We start from the raw sequence: 20,845 nt of genomic DNA, 5'->3' as shown, positions 1-20,845 counted from the left end.
CTGCTTGGATGTCGGACAGTAGAACCGGCCGGGTTACAGGCTGCGAATAAGCTGCGACAGCCCCTTGCCGATGGCGGTCGGTTCCGGGAGCTTGAAACGCTCCAGCAGGCGACTGTTGTTGGCGCGCGAATGGCGAATGTCGCCTTGACGTGGCGCGTGATGAATCACCTTCAACGGGCTGCCGGTGACGGTGCCCAATTCGGCGATCAGATCGTTGAGGCTGGTGGACCGACTCAAGCCAACGTTCACCGCGCCGGGGCTCGGGTCACTGACTTCCAGGGACTGCACGAGAATGCTCACCAGGTCCTGGACATAGACGAAGTCGCGGGTCTGCGAACCGTCACCGAAAATCGCCACCGACTGCTCGGCCAAGGCCAGCTTGGTAAAGATGCTGATCACGCCGGAGTACGGCGATGACGGATCCTGACGCGGGCCGAAGATGTTGAAGAACCGAAAGATCATCGGTTCCAGGCCATGTTCGCGGCGATAGAAATCGAGGTATTGCTCGCTGGCCAGTTTGTCGCTGGCGTACGGCGTGAGCGGGGATTTTGGCGTGTCTTCGTGAATCGCCGTGCCTTCGCCGTTGTTGCCGTAGATGGCCGCGCTGGAAGCGAATACCACGCGCTTGATCCCGGCCTTCACCATGCTTTCGCACACATTGAGGGTGCCGACGAAGTTGCTTTGATGAGTGCTGACCGGATCATCCACCGACGCTTGCACCGAGGCCACCGCGGCCAGGTGAACGACAGCACCGCAATCGCGCATGGCTTGTGCCACTACGGCGCCGTCCGCGACATCACCGATGACGAGGTTCAGATTCGCATTGTCCATCGGCAGATTGCTGACCTTGCCGGTCGACAAATTATCCAGCACGCGAACCTTGTAGCCTTTGCCAAGCAACGCTTCTACGAGGTGCGAGCCGATAAACCCTGCACCGCCAGTCACCAGTATTCGCTCAACAAACATGAAATCTCTCCCTGAACATTAGAGCGGATACGAGTGGTTAAAGTCCGCCGGTTCTATGGCTCAAGGCCATCAAAACGCGGCTGATAATGGGAGATCGGATTGGCACTGTCAATACTTTGTCTGACTTATCGCTGAGCGGTGTTTTACCACTAAAAACGTCATTTATTTGGCGACATTTATTAGCTACAAGCTGTCATACAATTGCCACTGCAGGCCGTCAAACTACGTCTAGACCGGAACTCACGGCCATGCTTCAAGCCATTCTCATCATCGATGCCCAGCCCAGCATCGACCCAGCGCCGAGACATGCTTGCTGGCGGCTGGGTTTGCGCTGTTTGATGCGGAATTGCAGCCGACGTCGATTACCGATTTGACCGTGGCGACGTCGCTGGATCGGACCGGGGCGTTGGGGTGAGGTTTTGGGAGCATCATTTCAAGCACACGGTGAGGTTGAGTGAGATGTCTCGATTCTAGATTTTGTGGCCCCGATTCTCCCCGAACAGAAACAAAATACTGTATTTACATACAGCATATCGGAAGCTAAGGTGACTCAGGTGACCACTCGATTGACATCACTCAAGTCGAGCGGATAATCAGCGACCGCTGAGCAATCGCTATGCTATACACGCACATTCACGGACTTTGACCAGGAGGTCATATGGCCAGCTCTATCGACGCAGCGAAATTTTTCCTCGCCCAAGCGAATGAAGATGCAGGCGATCTTGTGTCGAACCTGAAGCTTCAAAAACTTGTGTATTACGCACAAGGGTTTCATCTCGCAGTCTTCGACAGACCTCTTTTTGACGATCAAATCGAGGCATGGACTCATGGCCCGGTAGTGCCCTCTGTCTATCATCACTATAAGCAGCATGGCAGTGGCAGCATTCCCTATCCTGCCGACTTCGATGCAAACGTATTTTCTGCGGAACAAATGGATCTGCTAAACGAAGTTCAGCAGATTTATGGTCAGTACTCTGCGTGGCGTCTGCGAGAGCTGACCCATGAAGAGTCGCCATGGAAGAACAATTTCAAGCCTGGTGCTGTGAGCCTTGAGATTCCAGTGGAAGAGATGCGCATGTTCTTCAAGGGATTGGTCAAATAAGGAAGTGGGCTGATGGGGCATCTCAAGGATAGAGCAGTAAAACAAAGTCAGGTGTTGAAGGGACGCTCCGAGCCTGCCGACAATCCGGACTTGAAGCCTCCTGTTTTCTCGTTTGAATATTTGCAACAAGGCTATTGCGTCAGCGACTGCTCAACCGAAGAGCGCGGTGGCGTGCTTGGCAAAATTCGCGTTCTGAGCCAGCTCACTTGGCAGCAGCTCAGACAAGCGCCAAGGCATGGCCTGGGCTACGAAATAATCGATCGATCCGCCCTCAAATCTGCAATTCCGCTGGTCGTAACAGAGGATGTGCATCTCATTGCCTTTCGGGCAATTGGACTGGCGCCGATGGTGGGGTTTCGATTCGGTCGAATCTTCCATGTCCTTTGGGTAGATCGGGCATTTACGCTATACGATCACGGCTGATTGGCGTCTCATTGGGTCAATATCACGCCAAAGTAATTCGCTCCTATCTTTCGGGAGGATGAAATGAACGTCAGGATCGTAGCCATCTTGGCGGCCATGTTTTTTATATCTGTACAGGCCGCCACCGAAGTCGCGCCCCGTGTCGAGCAAGTCCCTTTCGACAAGGGCACCAATGCCGTCGAGATCAAACAGTCCATCCAGGGCCCGCTCACCGCGCAGTACCGTGTGAGTGCGAAGGCAGGTCAAATACTGACAGTCGACCTCAAGCCCTCCAATGCATCGGCTTACTTCAACATCACCGCCAAAGGCGCAGACTACGCGCTGTTCAACGGCTCGATCATGGGCAACCATTTCATCGGGCCGTTACCCACCGACGGCGAATACACGGTTCAGGTGTACCTCATGCGCAACGCCGCCCGGCGCAATGAAGTGGCGAACTACAACCTTTCATTGAACCTCAGCCCCGCTGATGCCTCGGACAGCACTCGGCCGTTTGACCAAACCCTGGAATTGCAGGGCATTCGGTTTCATGTGACAACGGAGGGGATCGATGACCACCGCGTGCTACGCATTTCGCCTCAAGGGCTGGAAACCGATAATTCAGACATCACCCGACCATTGACGGGAAACATCGTGCGGGCCGAGGTTGCGGACCTTGATCGGGATGGTTCGCCAGAGCTTTACGTCTTTGCCCGATCACCGGGACGCGGATTGCCAGGTGAGCTCGTGGCGTATTCAGCGAATCGCAAAAAATCGCTCAGCGAGATTTATCTTCCGCCGGTGAGTGAGGACGCGAAAGCAGCCGAGGGCTATCAGGGTGAGGATGAGTTTGCAGTGGTGGAAAATGTGTTGGTGCGGCGGTTTCCGGTTTATGAGAGTGCGGACGCCGGGGCCGGAAGGACGGGGAAGATGCGGGAGGTTCGGTATCGGTTGATGGCTGGGGAGGCTGGGTGGGTTTTGCGGAGGGGTGAGGTTATGGAGTATTGAGGAAACCAGCTCAGGCATAACACCAAAATCGTTACAGCCCTGAACAGTTACTTATTTTGTAAGAACGTAGTCCTCATCCTAGGAAACTTCCCGCAAATCGTGTCGGCTTTCATGAACTGGCGGAATCGGTTCTGCATCGATAGCCTTCGGGTATCGCTGCAAATCAGCGATCGGCTTTGACAGGCTGAAGAACCGCAAGCTTTCACTCCTCCGGATAAAACGGCATCCTTTCACATGTGCAGTTTCGTTCTGGTGGCTGTGCGTGGGGCATCTTCGGATGCACTGGATGCTTGCGTTTCCGGTCTGTCAACCCGCGTACAGCCGCCACCCAATCCTGTTTGACAGCAGGGGACTGGCAGCCTCCACCAACGCAAGGAGTTCCATCATGAAAAAGATCACCCCAAATCCGCCCGAATCTGCGCCCCATTCAGATGTAGACGCACCCGACTTAAGCCAACTCTCCGAAACCACCGAACGCATCATCAGCGCCCGCCTCCGCAACCCAAACCACCCCGATCCCATCAGCCACATCTTCACTATCCTCCCCGACGTCGACACGCCAACCCTGCTCGCTCATGCCTGCGAAACCCTTGCCTCGCTCAATGTCATGACCACCGAACTGGCCTGCGAACTCGAAGGCTCGCGGCGCAACGTGGCACTGGCGATTCAGCAACTGGCGGTGCTGGGCGAACTGTTGGTAAACCGAGCGCTGGACAACCTCGATCCGCCCGATGGCGTGTCCGAAGTTCCGTCCGCCAGCCACCACTGAGTGGTCGCGCTCTTTTACCGAATGGAGGTTTTGTCATGGATCGATACATGCCTGTCACCGGCATCGACTGCACCATCGCGTCGTTGCTGATCGACACTGAAGCACCGCTGGACGTATTGCACGAAACTGCGGCTTACCGCATCCGCACGGCGACTCAATTGCTGGAGAGCTTTGCTGTGAACGAAGGTGTTCACAGTGAATTGGCGCGGGTGTTGGTGACTTCGCTGCGCGATGGCTGCGATTTGATGGATGTCGTTGGCCGGCGATTGCAGGCGCAGGTGTCGTCGATGTAACGAATTAACCCTCGAATCTGCTTACAACAAAAAAGGCACCTGACGACAACATCGCAGGTGCCTTTTTGGGCTTTGGCTCAACAGAAGGTTTCATAAACTGTAACTTTCTGTGGACTCAATTGACTCCCTTCCCCTCGATCCGTCGCAAGAGCGAATTACAGGACAGGTTCTTCGGAAATTTCCTGCAAGCCGTATCGACTCTGAGCTGATTGTGATGATCACGCTTTAAATCTAGGCTGAACAAACAAAACCGCTGTTCGTCCCCGATTGGTTGCCTGAGTCCATACTTACGACCAGAATCCCCTCGCCGAATCACCTGATGACAAGGAGGCCAACATGCAAAACGTTAAACTGCCTAGCCGCCTTGTCGGTATTGGCTTATACACACCGGCTGAAGCTTCCCTTTACACGGGGATTCCAGCTGCCGATATCCGCCGTTGGCTTTTCGGATATACCATGCACGGTGTTCAGCACTCGGGGCTTTGGAGCTCGGAACTGGCCGACCTGGATGAGTGCGTACTAGGCTTTCATGACCTCCTGGAAATTCGTTTCGTCCATGCCTTCCGCCAGCACGGCGTTAGCCTGCAAGCCATCCGCAATGCCTCGCAGCAAGCAAAAGAGATTTTCAATCAAGCCTATCCATTTACCTGCAAACGTTTTCAAACCGATGGTCGGCGTATTTTCGCCACGGTCATGAGCGAAACAGGGGATGAATCCCTTCTCGACTTGATCAAGCAACAGTACGCGTTCGAGCAGGTCATCAAACCTTCGTTGTATGAAGGCATTGACTACACGGGATCAGATGCCGCTCAGCGCTGGTATCCGGTAAAACGCAGCAAAGCGATCGTTCTGGATCCCTCCCGAAACTTCGGCAAACCCATTCTTTCGATCACGGGAATCGATACGGCGGCAATTTTTAGCGCCTATAAGACAGAAGGGGAAAACACCAAACGTGTGGCACTTCTCTACGAGATTCCTCCCGCAGCAGTTGAAGCGGCGGTCAATTTTGAGCAAAGGAATGCCGCTTGAATTTTTTACTGGACAACAATCTTCCCCCCGCCCTTGCCCGCGCATTAAATGAGCTGACCAAAGTAGACGGGCATTCGGTATTGCCACTGAAGGATAAATTTCCGCAGAACACCACGGACGTTGATTGGATTTCAGTACTGAGCGACGAAGGTGGCTGGGCCGTTATCTCACAAGATAAATTTACAAAAGGCGATATTGAAAAACGAGCGTTTCGCGAATGTGGCCTACCCGTGTTTTGCTTGGCTAAACACTGGGGAAACGAATCCTATTGGAACAAGGCCCATAATTTGGTGCGTTGGTGGCCCGCCATCACAACCCAAGCAAACTTGATCAGAGGCGGCGCAGCATTCCGCGTGCCGTGGAAATATCCTTCACACGGAAAATTTGATCAGATCAAAATTTAGAGCCCGAATAATAATCGGGCTTTTTATTTCATCGAATATTTCGCTCCCTGTATGGCCTTCTACACTCAATCCGCACAAAGCCTACAGCGAGAGCCCCCATGACCGCCCTAAAAGACCGCTTGAAGCAAGGCAAGGACGCTCGCAAGAATTGCCCCCGCAATTCCCAGGCGTCTACGGGAAAAACAACACGCGACCCGCTCCCACTGATCAAAGCCTCCAGCGAAGGCCGAATCAAATCCCTGGTCGAACTCCGCTACGGCCGAATGCTCGTCTCCCCTTTCACCTTCTATCGCGGCACCGCGCTTTTGCAGGCCCACGATCTGGCCTCCACGCCAAACATGGGCCTGACCTCGCCCATCTGCGGCGATTGCCACCTGATGAATTTCGGCGGGTTCGCCACGCCCGAACGTAATTTATTGTTCGGCGTCCACGACTTCGACGAGGTCCATCCCGGCCCTTGGGAGTGGGACGTTAAACGGCTGGTGGCGAGTATCGTGGTGGCGGCCCGCGATCTGCGCCATGGGGAAACGGTCGAAGAAACAGTTTGCCGCGAAGTGGTCAGCGCTTATCAGGTAACCATGCTCGAGTGCGCCGAACAAAGCTCGCTGGAAACCTGGTACGAGTCCATCCGTTACGACGACCTGCGCAAGCAGGCGAACAAAAAAACGCTCGAGCATATCGAACGTGCCATCGAAAAGGCCGAGGGTCGTTCGCACGCCGAGCTGCTACCGAAAATCAGCGAGCGTGACATACACGGTCGACTGATCATTCGCGATGACCTGCCGGAAATTTTCCACCTGCATAAAAAAACCACATTGCTGGATGCCGACGATGACTGGCTGCGCCTCTCGGATTGGCGGCCGCTCTACGACGCCTTCATGCGCGAGTATCCAGGCACGCTGCAGGCTGACCGACGAACGTTGTTTTCACGTTTTCACGTCCAGGACATGGCGTTCAAAGTGGTGGGCGTCGGCAGTGTTGGCACCCGCTGTCTGGTGGCCTTGCTGACTGACGATCAGGAATTCCCTCTGTTCCTGCAATTCAAGGAAGCACGGCGCTCGGTGCTGGCCGATTACGTAAAGACAAAATCGACAGTGCGGCATAACGGTCAGCGGGTGGTCGAGGGTCAACGGCTGATGCAGTCGGCCAGTGACTTGTTCCTCGGCTGGGCCACCGGCCCCGGCGGTCGACACTTCTACGTGCGGCAGTTGCGCGACATGAAAATCTCGGCCGAGCTTGAGACGTTCGATGCGGACACCTTCGCCGCGTATGGTCGCGTGTGTGGTCGCGCGCTCGCCCGTGCACATGCCAAATCGTCCGGGCAGGCCGCGCAGATCAGCGGCTACATCGGCAAGAGCGATGCGCTGGCCGACGCGCTGTTCAAGTATGCGAAAAGTTATGCAACGCACAATGAGCAAGACTTTGAGCGATTCCAGCAGGCCTGCCGCAAGGGTCGGTTACGAGCTCGCTCCGAGGCGGACTTTGCGGCAGATCATTTGCCCTGAGCGGGTAACGCGGTCCATCCACATGAATTTTTCTTCACCCCTCCCGCCCTCTCCAACCGGTACATTGCCCTCGCTCATTCAAGAAACTACGGTTTGCCCGCCTTCCCGCGGGCTTTTTTTTGCCTTTTGACTGATGAGTGACGCCCCTAACCCAATACTTTCCCCGGAACTGTCGCAAATCAGGTCCAGTCACCTTATTGGGTGTACCATCGATGTCTGTCCATCAGATATCAGTTAGCCATGTCCACGCAAAGCGAAGAGAGCCGTCAGATCGTTGCTTCTCTGGCGCACCGTGTTGGCCCCGACGCTGACATCGCAAGGATCGCCCAAGCGATCATTTCAACCTTGCGGGATATGGAAGTAGCCCTCACGCCCATCATCGGCCAGCAAGGGGTTGCCGCGCTTTATCGCCGCAGCCTCCACCTGTGCGCCTCTACTCATCCGCGTTTAGCCAGCACCCGCGACAAAGTGCCGGCCGGCATGGACCTGACAGCCCTCAAGTCCGTAATTGTTGAGCAAAGCGACGCCGAAGCGCTGTTTTTCGGTGAAGTGTTGCTGACCACCTTTTACGATCTGCTGTCCACGCTTATCGGGCCCTCGCTCACCGCACGTTTGCTTCGTGGCATGTGGGAACCTTCTTTGAGCGACACCCATTCGCAGGAAAATTCGCCATGAGCACCAAAGTGACTATCAACCGTCTGGCCACCGGTGTGCCAGGACTGGACGAGGTGCTGGGCGGAGGTTTGCCGGAGTTTTCGTTCAACCTGATCGCAGGCCCTCCCGGCTGCGGCAAAACCACCCTCGCGCATCAAATGATGTTCGCCTTGGCGACGCCTGAACGCCCAGCGCTGTTCTTTACCGTGCTGGGAGAGCCACCCCTGAAGATGCTGCGCTATCAGCAGCAATTCGATTTTTTCGACAGCGAAGCGATCAACCATTCGATTCGCTATATCAACCTGGCCTCCGACACGTTGGCGGGGAACTTGGACGAGGTGCTGCGGCGCATTGTCAGCGAGGTAGAGGCTCACTCACCGGCGCTGGTGTTCGTCGATTCGTTCCGCTCCGTGGTGCTGGCCAGCCAGACCCAGGACAACCCCAACAACAACCTGCCGCAGTTCGTTCAGCAACTGGGCATGTTGATGACCACCTGGCAGGCCACGACCTTCCTGATTGGCGAGTACTTCACCGAAACCGACACCAACCCGATTTTCACCGTGGCCGATGGCCTGATCTGGTTGCGCCAGAGCGTTCAGCGCAATTCCATGGTGCGCAAGATGGAAATCATGAAGATGCGCGGTCAGCCAACGTTGCCGGGGCTGCATACCTTCCGTATTGCTACGTCGGGGATCAAGGTGTTTGCGCCAGCGACGTTCGACGCGGTTGAAGCGCCACGGGATTTCCCGATCAAGCGCCTGAAAATGGGCGTGCCGCAACTCGATGAGATGCTCGGCGGCGGCCTGCCTCGTGGCTACTCCTTGCTGGTGGCCGGACCGTCAGGTTCGGGAAAAAGCATTCTGGCGGCGACATTCCTGGCCGAGGGCGCGCGCAATGGCGAAACCGGCGTGATCGCGGTGTTTGAACAACGGCCGAATCACTCCCAGAACTCAACCCTGGCGGGATTGATTCAGAGCGGACAGGTCGGTCTGGTGGACAGCCGTGCACCAGACCTGTCCATCGACGAAATCGTGCAGTTGCTGTTGAGCGAGATCGCCCGATTGAAAGCCACCCGAGTGGTCATTGATTCGCTGTCCGGGTTCGAACTGGCGCTGGCGCCGACCTTCCGCGAAGACTTTCGTGAGTCGCTGTCGCGCATGGTCACCGCTCTGACCAGTGCTGGTGTCAGTGTATTGATGACCTCGGAGCTGGAAGACCGCTACACCGATTTGCGTTTCAGCCCTTACGGAACTGCTTTTCTTACCGACGCGATCATCGTTCAGCGCTACATTGAAGTGCAGAGCCGCTTGTTGCGCATCATGGCCGTGGTCAAGGTGCGGGCCAGCACCCACTCCGATGAGTTGAGGCTTTACAGCATCGGCGATAAAGGCCTGCAAATCGGTGAAATGTTGCCGGATCAGGAAGGCTTACTCGGAGGCCGTCCCACCCGGCAACTCAGCAAAGATGAGGTGTAAACCAGGACCATGACGGAGGCTAAAGGTACGAACGCGCAGACGATGGCCACCGCCGCTCGTGAGTTGTTCCTGCTCGGTCAAAAAACCGTCGAAGCCCGCGCGGTGCTGGCGGCGCTGAAGAAAGAATTGAGCGATACCAACAACCGGCTGGTGGATGCCCAGCAAATCGAACAATTGGTCGAAGCCAATCAGCAATTGGTACTAGCCATTCTCCTGGCGCAATCGGATGCGGAAAAACCCCATCGCTCACCAGAAGAGCAACGGCTGTTCCTGGAGATGCGCGAGGCCAACGCGCAATTGGTCATCGCGGCCCTCAGCGCACAAGACCTGCAAGCCTCGGCAGAACATGCGCTGGCGCAGCAACGCAACACTCTCACCCTGGTGGCCCACGAACTGCGCAACCCGCTGACGCCCATCAGCATGATCGCGGGCCGACTGGTGCGAGTGCCAAGTGAAGAGCTGCCACGCATGCAGGCGCTGATCGAAGGCCAAGTGCAGCACATGTCGCGACTGGTGGAAGATTTGCTTGATGTATCCCGCGCCAGCACCGGCAAGTTGCGCCTCGATTGCCGCATCGTCGACATGGTGCAGATCATTCAGGACGCCATCGCCGTGTGCAGCCCAGTGATGATCGCTCAGCACTTGCATTTCACGGCTGAGTTGCCCAAAGGTGCATTGGCGGTGAATGGCGATCCGGTAAGACTCACGCAGATTCTCGGCAACCTGCTGGGCAATGCGGCCAAGTACACGCCGGCGGGCGGCACGGTCACGCTTTCGGTCACCTCCGAAGACGAACTGCTGGAGATGAGCATTTGCGATACCGGCATCGGTATTTCCGCCAAGGCGCTGCCGTTTATATTCGAGCCTTTTGTGCAGGACGTTCACGCCGTCGGTTTCAACGGCGCAGGTCTGGGCATTGGCCTGACGGTCGTTCGCGAGCTGGTCGAAGCCCATGGTGGCACGGTGATCGGCATGAGCGACGGCGACGGCAAAGGCAGTACCTTCATCGTGACGTTGCCGCTGGAGGTTTGAGTTTTTTCGCTGGCCCCATGATGCTTGCGCTACGACCCTCACGAACCGGAGCGCCCCATGCCGTTGTTGTCCCTGCCCTGCAAACGCTTGACGCTGGCAGTGCTCGCCCCTGAACAGGCGGCACTGGAAAGCGATTTCTACCGACGCAACCAAAGGCATCTTGCCCGGTGGTCGCCGATTCGTCCCTCCGATTACCACAGCCCTGAAAACATTCGTCCGCGCCTTGAGGTGCAAGCCAGTGCGTTCGAGGCCGGTCTGGCGGTGCATTTCGCGCTGCTGGACCCGGACAACGGCCAGATGATCGGCGCCTGCAATTTCAGCGGCATCACTCGCGGAGCGTTTCAGGCGTGTTATCTCGGTTACCACATCGACGAATCCCGTCAGGGCCAGGGCTTGATGCAGGAAGCACTGGAAGCAGGCATCGGCTACATGTTCGATGAGCAGAAACTGCACCGGATCATGGCCAATTACATCCCCGGTAATGAACGCAGCGCGCGGCTGCTGGAGCGCCTGGGATTTGAACGTGAAGGCTACGCCAAGGCCTACCTGAGTATCGCCGGGCGTTGGCAGGATCACGTGTTGACCGCGTTGATCAATGATCGCTTTGAAGCCCCGGAACAGCGCTGGTCCAGACGCCTCTCGTAATACTTCGCGGCCGTTCACACTTCATTAAGCATTCGCCCAGTATGCTCGGGCTTCCCGGTCCACCTGCTCGGTTGCCAGAAGCCTATGTCGCGTCCCGCCACTTCACTGTTTCTACTGGCTGCCCTGCTGTTTTTCTTTGCCTTGGGCAATCATCAACTGCAAGGCTCCACCGAGGCCCGTGTGGCCGGGATCGCCATGCAGATGCACCTCGACAACGACTGGGTGACGCCCCGTTTGTTCGGCGAACCTTTTCTGGAAAAACCACCTTTGAGCTTGTGGCTCGATGCCGGCGCCATCCGTGCATTTGGCGGCACGCCGTGGGCGGTGCGACTGGCCTCGGCGTTCGCCGGGTTGTTCAGCGTGATGCTGTTGTACGCGATGCTGCGGCGGTTCGGCCGGCCCAAGTCGCTTGCCTGGACGGCGGGGATCTTTCTGGCAACCATGGCCAGTTATTGGAGCAACGTGCGCGGCGTCGGTGAAGACGCGTTGCTCGCCCTCGGCGTGAGCATGGCGTTGCTGGCGTTCTTTCAGGGGCAGCGACAATCGACGCCCGGCAACGCGCTGCTGTTCGCCTCGGGAATCGCTATCGCCACATTGAGCAAAGGCGTCCTGGGCCTGGCGATGCCGGGCGTGGTGATTTTCGCCTATCTGCTGGCCGAGACCTTGATGGACAGGCGCCTGAAAATCTCCGACTGGTTGCGCCCCGGTTTACTGACGCTTGTCGGATTGATCCCCCTGACGATCTGGCTCGCTGTGCTGTATCAGCGTGGTGGGGCGCCGGCCGTTGGGGAAGTGCTGCTGACCAACAGTGTCGGACGCTTCAGTGGATCCTTCGTCGAGGCCGGGCATTACGAACCGTTCTACTACTACCTGGCCAAGCTGCCCCAAGCGTTTCTGCCGTGGAATATTCTGGTGTACCTGGGGTTGTGGCATTTTCGAAAAAGCCTGATGGCCAATCGTTATTTGCTGTTTTTCACCCTGTGGATCGTGGCTCAGTTTGTGATGCTGACGTTGGCGTCGAGCAAGCGCACGGTGTATCTCATGTCGATGACGCCCGCGGCGGCGGTGATTGCGGCGGAGTATGCGGGCGTTCTGTTCGAGCGGCTGAAGCTGCGCGAAGGTGCTTCGAACCTTTTGGGGCACATCGCACGGCATCGACGCGGCGCAGTCATTGGCGTGATCGCGTTGGTGATTGGCAGCTACCTGGCCGCCGCTCAATGGGCGCTGCCCCATGCCGATCGCAAACTGTCCTTCCTGCCGTTGACCGCACAGATCCAGACGATGCAGGCCAACGGGCAACACATCGCTCTGTTCCAGGCTAACGAACGGGTGGGCGGTGCCAGCGTGTTCTACACCCGGCAAGTGCTCAAGGGCCTGGACACCGAGGCGCAACTGCATGAGTTTCTGGCGGCCTCACCCGTCAACGTGGCGGTCATGTCCGGCGAAACCGAACCGGCCGCGCCATTGAAAGTGCTCAAGACCATGAAGGTGGGGCGTCAGGCTTACTACTTTGTAAATCAGTAAGCGGCTCAGCGGCTGGCGCTTCAGCCTTTTGCAGCACCGGCATCTCCAGTCGCGCTCGGCCGTAAAACGCCAACGCTGTCAGCAAACAGGCCAGCCACACGAAGATCCCGGCCCAGAAGGTGTGGGACATGTAGTGCCAGCCTTGCAGGACCCGCGTCGTGCCATAGACGAAACCGAGCAGCAACGCGCCGTACATCAGCGCTTTGGAGTAGCGCCAGCGGTAGCGGCGAGCCACGAAGTACAGCGCGAGCATGGTGAAACCGCCGGAAGCATGGCCACCCGGCCAGCAACGGCCATCACCGGCTTCCCTGAACAACTGGAAGTTGTTGTACCACTCCACGTGAGGCAATTTCCCACCGTAGAGGGTCGTTTCAATCGGGCAGTACACGCTGGTGTGCGACTTGAGGAAATGGATCACGCCGGTGCAAATGGCAAACGCGAAGACGACGAACAGGAAATCCCGACGATGTCCGTAGGCAAATCGCAGCACCGGCGCCGCTTTGCTCCGCTCCAGAAATCCACCGAGACGCGGATGCTTTGAAATGTTGATCAGCGGCCAGACAAACGACAGCATCGCGCCGATCAGGGCAATCTCGGCGGTCCAGTTCGGAATGATGCGCGCCCACTTGTGGGTGAGCTTTTCAAAGAAGTGAACCTTGTCGAGCGGGAAGATCTGGGCGACCGGATCAAACAGAAGATTACTGAAGGCGATGTCGATCTGGGTCATGTCGAACATCAGGAAAACCACGGCCGCGCAGGCCAACGGGATACCGAAGTTCGCCCAGTAAAAGCGGTTGCGGGAAGAAGTCAGCATCGTGTGTCCTGATCCAGAGGGAAAACTCATTCGGTGGTCACCGAGCGCCAGTCGGAAGCTTCAATGAAACCGAGCATACGCGGTACTTGAGGTGTTTGGGTGGAGATGAACAGAGAAGCGCCGTAGCCGAGTGTAGAAGTGGACAAATTGAGATCCTTCTCGAGTTGCGCCATGCATTCGCTGTGGGTTACCAGGATCAGGTTGCGACCCGCCACTTTATGCGCCAGGGCATCACGCAGCATCGTGCCTTTGCAACTGACCAACCAATCCTCGCCAAGCGCGACTTTGTTGAACATGTAACTGGCCGTCTGCGACGTACGAATCATCGGACTGTTGTAAATATCGGCCTTGTCCAGCCCCATCTGTTCAAACCGTGCACCGACGCTCACCGCGACGCTACGCGAACGATCGGTAATGCCATCGTTGCCGCTCAGGCACGCGGCTTTCGAGTGATCACAGCGCTCGACATGGCGTACCAGCACAATCACATCGCCTTTGGCCCAGTCGGCGGCCAACGCTCGTGCGCCCGACGCGTTGCCATGCGCCAGGTCCGGTATGGCGGCTGGCTGCAACAGCCAGATTGTCAATGGAATCACCAGTAGCGCCGAAGCCAGCACCACGGCCGTGTTTCGGTAGCGGGTCAACCGGCCCAGTTTAATTGAGCGTTTTATCCCGAACAGATTCAGTCTCAATTCCACATCAAGCCGCCTCGCCGGCATGCATCACTGTCATTAGGTGACGCGAGGGTAGAGTCGCGCGCGTCAGCAGCGGGTGAAACCCATGTGAAAAAAAGCTTAAGGCGCCCCAGAAATCTTGTTACAGATCTGTCCGACAGAATCCTTTCAGCTCTCGCGATTGCTGCCGATACAGACCTGCTACACACCCTTGCTGGCACCTAAAAAAACAACAATCTTCCAGCCAACCGACGATCGAAAGCGCAACGTTCCTGGAGGAATTTGATGAATAGCTGGTTCGGCAACATCAGCGTGAACATGAAACTGGGCCTGGGGTTCGGCCTGGTCCTGGCACTGACCTGCGTACTGGCCCTGACCGGCTGGACGAGCCTGGGCGGGTTGATTGACCGTAGCAACTGGATGAGCGACATCACCCAGCTCAACGCCGGTTTGACCAAGCTTCGTGTGGTTCGCCTGCAATACATGCTGACCAACGGCGATGAAACCGCCGCTCAGAACGTACAGACCACCCTTGACGCCTTTTCCGCTCAGCAACAATCGCTGCTGTCGAAGTTCAAGAGCCCGGAAAACCTCAAGCTGCTCAAAGAGCAAGGCACTTACATCGACGCCTACAAGACGTCGCTGAACAAAATGCGCAGCGCCTACCGCACCGGCAACAGCGCCCGCGACACCATGGCCGCCAATGCTGAAACAGCCAGCACGCTGATCGACGCCATCAGCACCCGCGCGCAACAAATGCCTTTGAGCGATCAACGTTTCGAACAGTTCCAGGCCGTCACCGCCGCCAAGGAAGCGTTCATCCTGGCCCGCTACGAAGTGCGCGGCTATACCGCCACCACCAATGCCGAGACCGAGCAAAAAGCCGTCGTCCAACTGGATTCAGCGATTGCCAGCCTGAAACCGCTGAACGTGCAGTTTGCCGAGACCCAGCAAGACGCCCTGCGCCAGCTCGAAACCGCACTTGGCAATTACCGCAGCGCGTTGATCGCCTATAAAGCCGCCAACACCGATGCCGTGCAGGCGCGCAAGGAAATGACTGACCAGGGCGCCGCCATCGTGACCCTGAGCGATCAGCTGTATCAGATCCAGCTCGATCGTCGCGACGCCGAAAGCGCCCAGGCGCGCACATTGCAGCTGATCAGTACATTGCTGGCGTTGTTGGTGGGCATCATTGCTGCCGTCATCATCACCCGTCAGATCACCGGCCCGTTGCGCGACACCCTGGCCGTGGTCGAACGCATCGCCAGCGGCGACTTGTCCCAGGACGTCAAAGTGACGCGCCGCGATGAACTCGGCGTGTTGCAGCAAGGCATCGCGCGCATGGGTGTGACCCTGCGTGATCTGATCAGCGGCATCCGCGACGGCGTCACCCAGATCGCCAGCGCCGCCGAAGAATTGTCCGCCGTCACCGAGCAAACCAGCGCCGGCGTCAACAGCCAGAAGATCGAGACCGATCAGGTGGCCACCGCCATGCACGAGATGACCGCCACCGTGCAGGAAGTCGCGCGCAACGCCGAAGAAGCCTCCCAGGCCGCAGCCGCCGCTGACGGCGAGGCTCGCGAAGGCGATAAAGTGGTCAACGAAGCCATCGCCCAGATCGAGCGTCTGGCCAGCGAAGTGGCACGCTCCACCGAAGCCATGAGCGTGCTGCAACAGGAAAGCGACAAGATCGGCAGCGTCATGGACGTGATCAAGGCCGTTGCCGAACAGACCAACCTGCTGGCCCTCAACGCCGCGATCGAAGCCGCGCGTGCCGGTGAAGCCGGTCGTGGTTTTGCGGTGGTTGCCGACGAAGTCCGTGGCCTGGCTCAGCGCACACAGAAATCCACCGAAGAAATCGAAGGCCTGGTGGCCGGTCTGCAGAATGGTACTCAACAAGTGTCGAACGTGATGAACAACAGCCGCGCCCTGACCGACAGCAGCGTGGCCCTGACCCGCAAGGCTGGCGTGTCGCTGGAAAACATCACCCGCACCGTGTCCAACATCCAGTCGATGAACCAGCAGATCGCTGCCGCTGCCGAGCAACAAAGCGCCGTGGCCGAAGAAATCAGCCGCAGCATCATCAACGTGCGCGACGTGTCAGAACAGACCGCCGCCGCCAGCGACGAAACCGCGGCGTCCAGTGTTGAACTGGCGCGGTTGGGGAATCAGTTGCAGATGATGGTGAGTCATTTCAGGGTCTAAAGCACCGCAGCTATCCATCCCCTCAGAAGCCCTTTAAATAAAGGGCTTCGTCATTTTTATGAAGCCAGTTTCCGCGTTTCTCCATCCGTGACGCCCACAAAGTGTTCACACTTCTCAGCGATCGGGTTCAGATTGACGACTTCGGCAAGGTGCCAAGGACTGAAATGAGCGTAATGCATCGTCATTTTCGACGTCGCATGGACACGGACCGATGCCAAGATCATCGATCGGGCCAGCGCACGTGAGGTACAAGCGCTGGACGATGCCGAGCACTACCAGAGCAGCACCCTTGAGGTTGACGACCACAGCACTGAATCCGTCGCCAGTGACTTCCGGATTTAAATCCGCCTGATCATTGCACGCTAGCGCGTGGGAATGGTCAGCTTGCAATCACCGACTGCATCAGGCCTCCCAAGGATTGATAACCTCAACGCCAGGAAATGCGAAGTCTCGAACATTGCGGGTGGCAATCGGGGCGGCATGACTTCGGCAGATGGCGGCAATTTGCGCATCGGCCATCGACGCCGTCCTACCCTCTGCTTCACCGCCAGCGACCAGCGCCGCGTATTCCACGGCGGCATGGGCATCAAAAGGCAATATTCGTCCGGCAAAGTCCTCTTCAAACATCGCCATCGCATGTGCTTCAAGTTTTTGTTTACGTTTGCCAAACGGAAGCCGGGCAATGCCATGGAGAATTTCTGCCACGGTAATAGCGCTGATCGCCAGGTCCATTGCCGGTTGCGCATCGACCCAGGCCAGGACCTGTGAATCGGGCTCGACACGCATGAATTCCGAAAGAACGTTGGTATCGAGCACTATCATTCGGAGAAATCCACCGCCGTCGCTATCTCGTGACGTGGAGGAAGATCGAGTTCAACCCCACCGGTGGTGATGAATCTGTTGTGGATTCGGCTGCCAAGTCCTCCAGTGCGATTAACCGTAACCAAGGCTCTACCAAGAATCAGGCGTGCCTCTTCCTCCATCGAGTGCCCGTTGTGCGCTGCCGCGATCCGCAGTTGTTCCTTAATCTGATCGTCCAGGTTTCTAATCGTAATGCTGGCCATGTCGCCTCCTGCAATCAATGAAATCATTGATTGAGGCTAACACACTCAATTCAACTCACGTCATGTAGATGCCAAACGGTCTTCATTCATCGCCTTGGTATACGCCCGACAATTCTCGAAATAACGGGTCGAGGTCCTAGGCTAGCCGCCCGTCGGCGTAGTCCTACATACGTGCCGCCGCAGTCCCCTGCCAAGTGGCGAAACTTCCGGTTCTCGCCGAATGAATGCGCTGACAGCGCCCCCGCGTGTCACACCGTAATGTCGACATCTCCACTCATTGGAGGCCCATCGACATGGTCGACAATTCCGTCGTCAACACACCTGCCGATAACACAAAACATTCCCTGCTCGATACGTTGATCGAAGCCTACGCCCCGGACGGCAAATCAAAAGAATTGGCGGAGCTATTCAAGGCAGCGCCGGCAATCACCTCGGTGTTCGACATCACCGGGATGACCGAAGCCGAGTTCAAGGATCGTCTGGACACCGCGATCAGCGATCACGAGAGCCTCAAAACGCACGAGGCCATCAACACCGCAGCGCTCTACAGCGACGCCAGATGTTACGCCGCCCAGATCAGCCACCTTTACCGGGAGCAGCGGACGTCGGACGGAACAGCGCAGCACCAGTGGCATCCGTTGGGCATTCGCGCCGTCGAGAAACAGGGCCCCACCTACACCCATCTGTTCAAAGAAAACTGGGACGACGCTTGCAAGAACGATTCGATCGCTGCCATCGATTCACCGGTCGCCTACCTTAGAGCGCTGTACCGTTTTGCCCTGCGGCTGGAATCCAGTGTCTCGTCATCAGCGGAAGAAAAAGCCAACCGGATCACGCTGGGCAAACGCCGGCCGGATCTCGCTGATCTGTCGATTGATCAGCAAAGCACCTTCACCGCGCAACCGATGCTCGGCATCGTCAATGCGGTCCTGGACCAGAATATCCAGGACGCACTTAAAACCACCGATGACAAAGGCAAATCGACCTATGACGTTCTGGCGCAACGGTATTACCCCTTTGCCCTTCCTTACGAGTTTTTCCATCATCAGTGCGTGCTGGGACTGGGCGCGGACAAACCGATGCTCGGAGAGCTGAATTACCTCGTCAGCGAATACCTGCCTGTCACGCAATACTACGGATCCCGGTTTGGCACGGTGCAGAACACCTCCTCCGATCAGGCTCAGAGATTGATGTCCGGCCTGAGCCCGAAACAACAAGCGCTGCTGACAGAACGGCCATGGGACCAAAAGCTGGTGCCAGACGCGGCGCTCGCCACACTCCCCCTCGAAGAACAGCGCACACAAAAAGACAATTACTGGAAAAAGATCTACGGCACGGCATCAGTTTGCGACCTGAAAAAAATACACCCCTTCCTTGAGCGATCCGCTCTTAAGGCCGAGCAACTGGAGGCATTGCTGGCGCAAGGCAAATACGCGCCACACACTTCTGCGCATTACTTATTGGCGGCGCCCTACTCTCAGCCCTACGGTGCCCGTTACGTAAATGGTCCACTCGCGGTCACTGAAAAAAGCCTGTCGCTGGACACAGAAAAAAGCCCCGGGGTCATCGCGAATGTGACCGAGAACCAACTCGAACGCCTGCATCGAATGATTCGCCTCCAGCGGTGGCTCAACATTTCTTTCACTGATCTGGACAGCCTGCTATGCGGCGCATTTGAATCGAAACGACCATGTAATGCCCTGATGCAACTCGACGACGATGCCCTCCGGGCCCTCGGTGTTTATCGTTACCTGAATCGCAGGTACTCGATCACGGCTGAAGAATTCAGCGCGCTGCTCCACCAGGTATCACCCTGCGCGCCCGGCGATAAAATCACCCTGTTCGACAAGGTGTTCAATCAGGCCCGGGTCTTCGACACACCGCTGATGCTCGATGGTCGCGCGTTTCGGGCGGATAATTCGGACCCCGTCTCTCGCACCATTCTCCAACACCTGAGCATCAGCCTGGGCTTGCCTTTGACAGAGGATTCGCTATTGCGGGTCGTCAAAAATACGCAGAATCACCTGGGCTCACTCAAGTGTGATTTGCCCACGCTGTCATCCATTTATCGCCAGGCACGCATCGCGCGACTGTTTGGCGTATCGATCAGCGAAAGTTCGACGCTGGCCTATTTGCTGGGAGGGGAAGGCCATTTCAAGAGCCTGGCAACCGGCGAAAACCTCCTCGATGTCCTGATGCAATTGGACTGGATAACTCGCTGGATCAAAGAGTCCGCCTACGACATCCCCATGCTGCAACGTGTTCTTGAACTGCAGTCGAGCACCGATTATCCGTTGGGGGACTTGCAGCAGTACCTCACCAAACTCAGGGCCGACACGCGCGCGGGCGTGGTTACTGCACAAGAATGGGCGGCGCTGGCATTGCCGAAAAAAGTTGATTGGCGAGCGAAGCTGGTTAATACGCTGCTTGATGACAACGGGCTGGTAAAAGATTTCGCCCCTACGATCAAACACGATGTACCGCAGACCTTGACCGCCGCACTGAACCAAGTCGTCGATGACACCCACATCAAACTGGACGCCGCCCCCGAGAAAAATCGGAAGCTCAAAGACGAGATCAAGCAGAAACTCAAAAAGCTTCTCTTGCTGGCCCATGATCGACAGCAGCATCTGATCGAAGCGTTTCTGCAGGAAACGTTCCTCCTGCCCATGAACTGCGCCAAAGACGTGGTGATATGGGCGAACACCTCAGTCCATCAGATTCTCACCGAGACCCTGGGCTCAAAAGATTCGCATCAGCTCGCACGCACATTGCATCCGCTTCTGCGCCACACCGAGGCGGCTGTCCGGTTGCAGTTGAGCAACAAGGCATTGCGCGCACTGCTGAGCACTGCCCGCTGGCTGGACACACCGGATGGTCAGCTCAGGTTGTCGTTCAAAACCTTGTACCTGTTCGATCGCTTCAACCACTTCATGAGCACGTATCAGCAGCCGGAAGAAAACCTGTTGAGCTATCTCGAATTCGCCAATTTCTATGGTCGCGAGGCAGACGTGGTCAACGAACGCCTGGCCCAGTTACTGAACTGGACAACGGTTGAAGTCACGGTGCTCACCTCGCGACTGCAGTTCAAGAAGGCCCAGACAATAAAGGACATCGATTGGGTCATGCGCTGTCACAGCGCCTGCAAAGCCACCGGGCTTGGCACGACCGCGCTGCTTGGCGCTGCGACTCTCGATAGCGACAATTCGGCAGCTCAATGGAAGACAGTCGGTGAAGCCATCATGGCGGCCAGTCACTAATCCCGATACATGCTCAAGGA

At 57.0% G+C, this 20,845-nt stretch carries 20 protein-coding genes and 2 pseudogenes; 17 read left to right on the top strand and 5 right to left on the bottom strand.

Annotated elements, in window-relative coordinates:
• Positions 1-33: 33 nt before the first annotated feature.
• Entirely contained in the window at positions 34-966 is a 933-nt protein-coding gene (locus ACA075_RS03685; RefSeq protein WP_497297339.1) for an NAD-dependent epimerase/dehydratase family protein, read from the bottom strand.
• 301 nt (positions 967-1,267) lie between these two features.
• Here ACA075_RS03685 and ACA075_RS03680 point away from each other — a divergent pair.
• The 14 genes and pseudogenes from ACA075_RS03680 to ACA075_RS03615 form a co-directional block, all read left to right on the top strand.
• Positions 1,268-1,440: pseudogene (locus ACA075_RS03680) on the top strand (hydrolase); the annotation flags it as partial.
• 184 nt (positions 1,441-1,624) lie between these two features.
• Positions 1,625-2,068: a Panacea domain-containing protein gene (locus ACA075_RS03675; RefSeq protein WP_219096617.1), complete on the top strand. Its 444-nt coding sequence runs from the start codon at positions 1,625-1,627 to the stop codon at positions 2,066-2,068.
• Positions 2,069-2,080: 12 nt separating this feature from the next.
• Positions 2,081-2,491 carry a hypothetical protein gene (locus ACA075_RS03670; RefSeq protein WP_497297338.1) on the top strand — a complete coding sequence of 137 codons (411 nt, stop codon included), beginning with the start codon at positions 2,081-2,083 and terminating at the stop codon, positions 2,489-2,491.
• Positions 2,492-2,554: 63 nt separating this feature from the next.
• A complete protein-coding gene (locus ACA075_RS03665) occupies positions 2,555-3,478 on the top strand; it encodes a hypothetical protein (protein ID WP_497297337.1) in 924 nt (307 codons plus the stop codon).
• 385 nt (positions 3,479-3,863) lie between these two features.
• A complete protein-coding gene (locus ACA075_RS03660; RefSeq protein ID WP_497297336.1) occupies positions 3,864-4,247 on the top strand; it encodes a DUF6124 family protein in 384 nt (127 codons plus the stop codon).
• 35 nt (positions 4,248-4,282) lie between these two features.
• The gene (locus ACA075_RS03655) at positions 4,283-4,540 is read left to right on the top strand and encodes a hypothetical protein (protein WP_077747354.1); all 258 of its coding nucleotides are present in this window, start codon (positions 4,283-4,285) and stop codon (positions 4,538-4,540) included.
• Positions 4,541-4,876: 336 nt separating this feature from the next.
• Positions 4,877-5,569, top strand: a complete 693-nt coding sequence (locus ACA075_RS03650; protein WP_497297335.1) for a DUF433 domain-containing protein — start codon at positions 4,877-4,879, stop codon at positions 5,567-5,569.
• A complete protein-coding gene (locus tag ACA075_RS03645) occupies positions 5,566-5,973 on the top strand; it encodes a PIN-like domain-containing protein (RefSeq protein WP_497297334.1) in 408 nt (135 codons plus the stop codon). Before ACA075_RS03650 ends, ACA075_RS03645 begins: the two co-directional genes overlap by 4 nt.
• A 98-nt stretch (positions 5,974-6,071) precedes the next feature.
• On the top strand, positions 6,072-7,478 hold the full coding sequence (locus ACA075_RS03640) for a DUF2252 domain-containing protein (protein WP_497297332.1): 1,407 nt from the start codon (positions 6,072-6,074) through the stop codon (positions 7,476-7,478).
• 240 nt (positions 7,479-7,718) lie between these two features.
• Positions 7,719-8,153 carry a hypothetical protein gene (locus tag ACA075_RS03635; RefSeq protein WP_497297331.1) on the top strand — a complete coding sequence of 145 codons (435 nt, stop codon included), beginning with the start codon at positions 7,719-7,721 and terminating at the stop codon, positions 8,151-8,153.
• Positions 8,150-9,607: an ATPase domain-containing protein gene (locus tag ACA075_RS03630; RefSeq protein ID WP_497297330.1), complete on the top strand. Its 1,458-nt coding sequence runs from the start codon at positions 8,150-8,152 to the stop codon at positions 9,605-9,607. The genes ACA075_RS03635 and ACA075_RS03630 overlap by 4 nt, the downstream gene beginning before the upstream one ends.
• Before the next feature lie 9 nt (positions 9,608-9,616).
• Entirely contained in the window at positions 9,617-10,639 is a 1,023-nt protein-coding gene (locus ACA075_RS03625; RefSeq protein ID WP_497297328.1) for a sensor histidine kinase, read from the top strand.
• A gap of 57 nt (positions 10,640-10,696) precedes the next feature.
• A complete protein-coding gene (rimJ, locus tag ACA075_RS03620; protein WP_497297327.1) occupies positions 10,697-11,284 on the top strand; it encodes a ribosomal protein S5-alanine N-acetyltransferase in 588 nt (195 codons plus the stop codon).
• Between the two features lie 84 nt (positions 11,285-11,368).
• Entirely contained in the window at positions 11,369-12,808 is a 1,440-nt protein-coding gene (locus ACA075_RS03615) for an ArnT family glycosyltransferase (RefSeq protein WP_497297326.1), read from the top strand.
• Here the strand turns inward: ACA075_RS03615 and ACA075_RS03610 are convergent.
• Positions 12,759-13,622, bottom strand: coding sequence for a phosphatase PAP2 family protein (locus tag ACA075_RS03610; RefSeq protein ID WP_497297325.1), 864 nt, complete (start codon positions 13,620-13,622; stop codon positions 12,759-12,761). The genes ACA075_RS03615 and ACA075_RS03610 overlap by 50 nt on opposite strands.
• 26 nt (positions 13,623-13,648) lie before the next feature.
• Entirely contained in the window at positions 13,649-14,320 is a 672-nt protein-coding gene (gene pmrG / locus ACA075_RS03605) for a lipopolysaccharide core heptose(II)-phosphate phosphatase PmrG (protein ID WP_497297323.1), read from the bottom strand.
• A gap of 261 nt (positions 14,321-14,581) precedes the next feature.
• Here pmrG and ACA075_RS03600 point away from each other — a divergent pair.
• Together ACA075_RS03600 and ACA075_RS03595 are read left to right on the top strand one after the other, a co-directional pair.
• Positions 14,582-15,595 (top strand): annotated as a pseudogene (locus ACA075_RS03600) (methyl-accepting chemotaxis protein); the annotation flags it as partial.
• 42 nt (positions 15,596-15,637) lie between these two features.
• Positions 15,638-16,501 (top strand): methyl-accepting chemotaxis protein, encoded by an 864-nt coding sequence (locus ACA075_RS03595; RefSeq protein WP_497299197.1) that lies wholly within the window; start codon positions 15,638-15,640, stop codon positions 16,499-16,501.
• 402 nt (positions 16,502-16,903) lie between these two features.
• On the opposite strand, the gene ACA075_RS03590 is transcribed toward ACA075_RS03595, so the two are convergent.
• Both ACA075_RS03590 and ACA075_RS03585 read right to left on the bottom strand, forming a co-directional pair.
• A complete protein-coding gene (locus ACA075_RS03590; protein ID WP_497297322.1) occupies positions 16,904-17,323 on the bottom strand; it encodes a type II toxin-antitoxin system VapC family toxin in 420 nt (139 codons plus the stop codon).
• Entirely contained in the window at positions 17,320-17,565 is a 246-nt protein-coding gene (locus tag ACA075_RS03585; protein ID WP_497297321.1) for a FitA-like ribbon-helix-helix domain-containing protein, read from the bottom strand. Before ACA075_RS03585 ends, ACA075_RS03590 begins: the two co-directional genes overlap by 4 nt.
• Positions 17,566-17,858: 293 nt before the next feature.
• On the opposite strand from ACA075_RS03585, the gene ACA075_RS03580 reads away from it, so the two are divergent.
• Positions 17,859-20,825, top strand: coding sequence for a Tc toxin subunit A (locus tag ACA075_RS03580; protein WP_497297319.1), 2,967 nt, complete (start codon positions 17,859-17,861; stop codon positions 20,823-20,825).
• The last annotated feature ends 20 nt before the right edge of the window (positions 20,826-20,845 follow it).

The organism is Pseudomonas sp. LBUM1663, from assembly GCF_059695905.1.
The sequence above is the reverse complement of the archived record's forward strand: the minus strand, read 5'-3'. Positions and strand labels throughout refer to the sequence as shown.

Bases quoted from the DNA above. Each gene is read 5' to 3' on its own strand.
- ACA075_RS03685 (WP_497297339.1), bottom strand. From the start codon at position 966: ATGTTTGTTGAGCGAATACTGGTGACTGGCGGTGCAGGGTTTATCGGC.
- ACA075_RS03675 (WP_219096617.1), top strand. From the start codon at position 1,625: ATGGCCAGCTCTATCGACGCAGCGAAATTTTTCCTCGCCCAAGCGAAT.
- ACA075_RS03670 (WP_497297338.1), top strand. From the start codon at position 2,081: ATGGGGCATCTCAAGGATAGAGCAGTAAAACAAAGTCAGGTGTTGAAG.
- ACA075_RS03665 (WP_497297337.1), top strand. From the start codon at position 2,555: ATGAACGTCAGGATCGTAGCCATCTTGGCGGCCATGTTTTTTATATCT.
- ACA075_RS03660 (WP_497297336.1), top strand. From the start codon at position 3,864: ATGAAAAAGATCACCCCAAATCCGCCCGAATCTGCGCCCCATTCAGAT.
- ACA075_RS03655 (WP_077747354.1), top strand. From the start codon at position 4,283: ATGGATCGATACATGCCTGTCACCGGCATCGACTGCACCATCGCGTCG.
- ACA075_RS03650 (WP_497297335.1), top strand. From the start codon at position 4,877: ATGCAAAACGTTAAACTGCCTAGCCGCCTTGTCGGTATTGGCTTATAC.
- ACA075_RS03640 (WP_497297332.1), top strand. From the start codon at position 6,072: ATGACCGCCCTAAAAGACCGCTTGAAGCAAGGCAAGGACGCTCGCAAG.
- ACA075_RS03635 (WP_497297331.1), top strand. From the start codon at position 7,719: ATGTCCACGCAAAGCGAAGAGAGCCGTCAGATCGTTGCTTCTCTGGCG.
- ACA075_RS03630 (WP_497297330.1), top strand. From the start codon at position 8,150: ATGAGCACCAAAGTGACTATCAACCGTCTGGCCACCGGTGTGCCAGGA.
- ACA075_RS03625 (WP_497297328.1), top strand. From the start codon at position 9,617: ATGACGGAGGCTAAAGGTACGAACGCGCAGACGATGGCCACCGCCGCT.
- rimJ (WP_497297327.1), top strand. From the start codon at position 10,697: ATGCCGTTGTTGTCCCTGCCCTGCAAACGCTTGACGCTGGCAGTGCTC.
- ACA075_RS03615 (WP_497297326.1), top strand. From the start codon at position 11,369: ATGTCGCGTCCCGCCACTTCACTGTTTCTACTGGCTGCCCTGCTGTTT.
- ACA075_RS03610 (WP_497297325.1), bottom strand. From the start codon at position 13,622: ATGCTGACTTCTTCCCGCAACCGCTTTTACTGGGCGAACTTCGGTATC.
- ACA075_RS03595 (WP_497299197.1), top strand. From the start codon at position 15,638: ATGGGTGTGACCCTGCGTGATCTGATCAGCGGCATCCGCGACGGCGTC.
- ACA075_RS03590 (WP_497297322.1), bottom strand. From the start codon at position 17,323: ATGATAGTGCTCGATACCAACGTTCTTTCGGAATTCATGCGTGTCGAG.
- ACA075_RS03585 (WP_497297321.1), bottom strand. From the start codon at position 17,565: ATGGCCAGCATTACGATTAGAAACCTGGACGATCAGATTAAGGAACAA.
- ACA075_RS03580 (WP_497297319.1), top strand. From the start codon at position 17,859: ATGGTCGACAATTCCGTCGTCAACACACCTGCCGATAACACAAAACAT.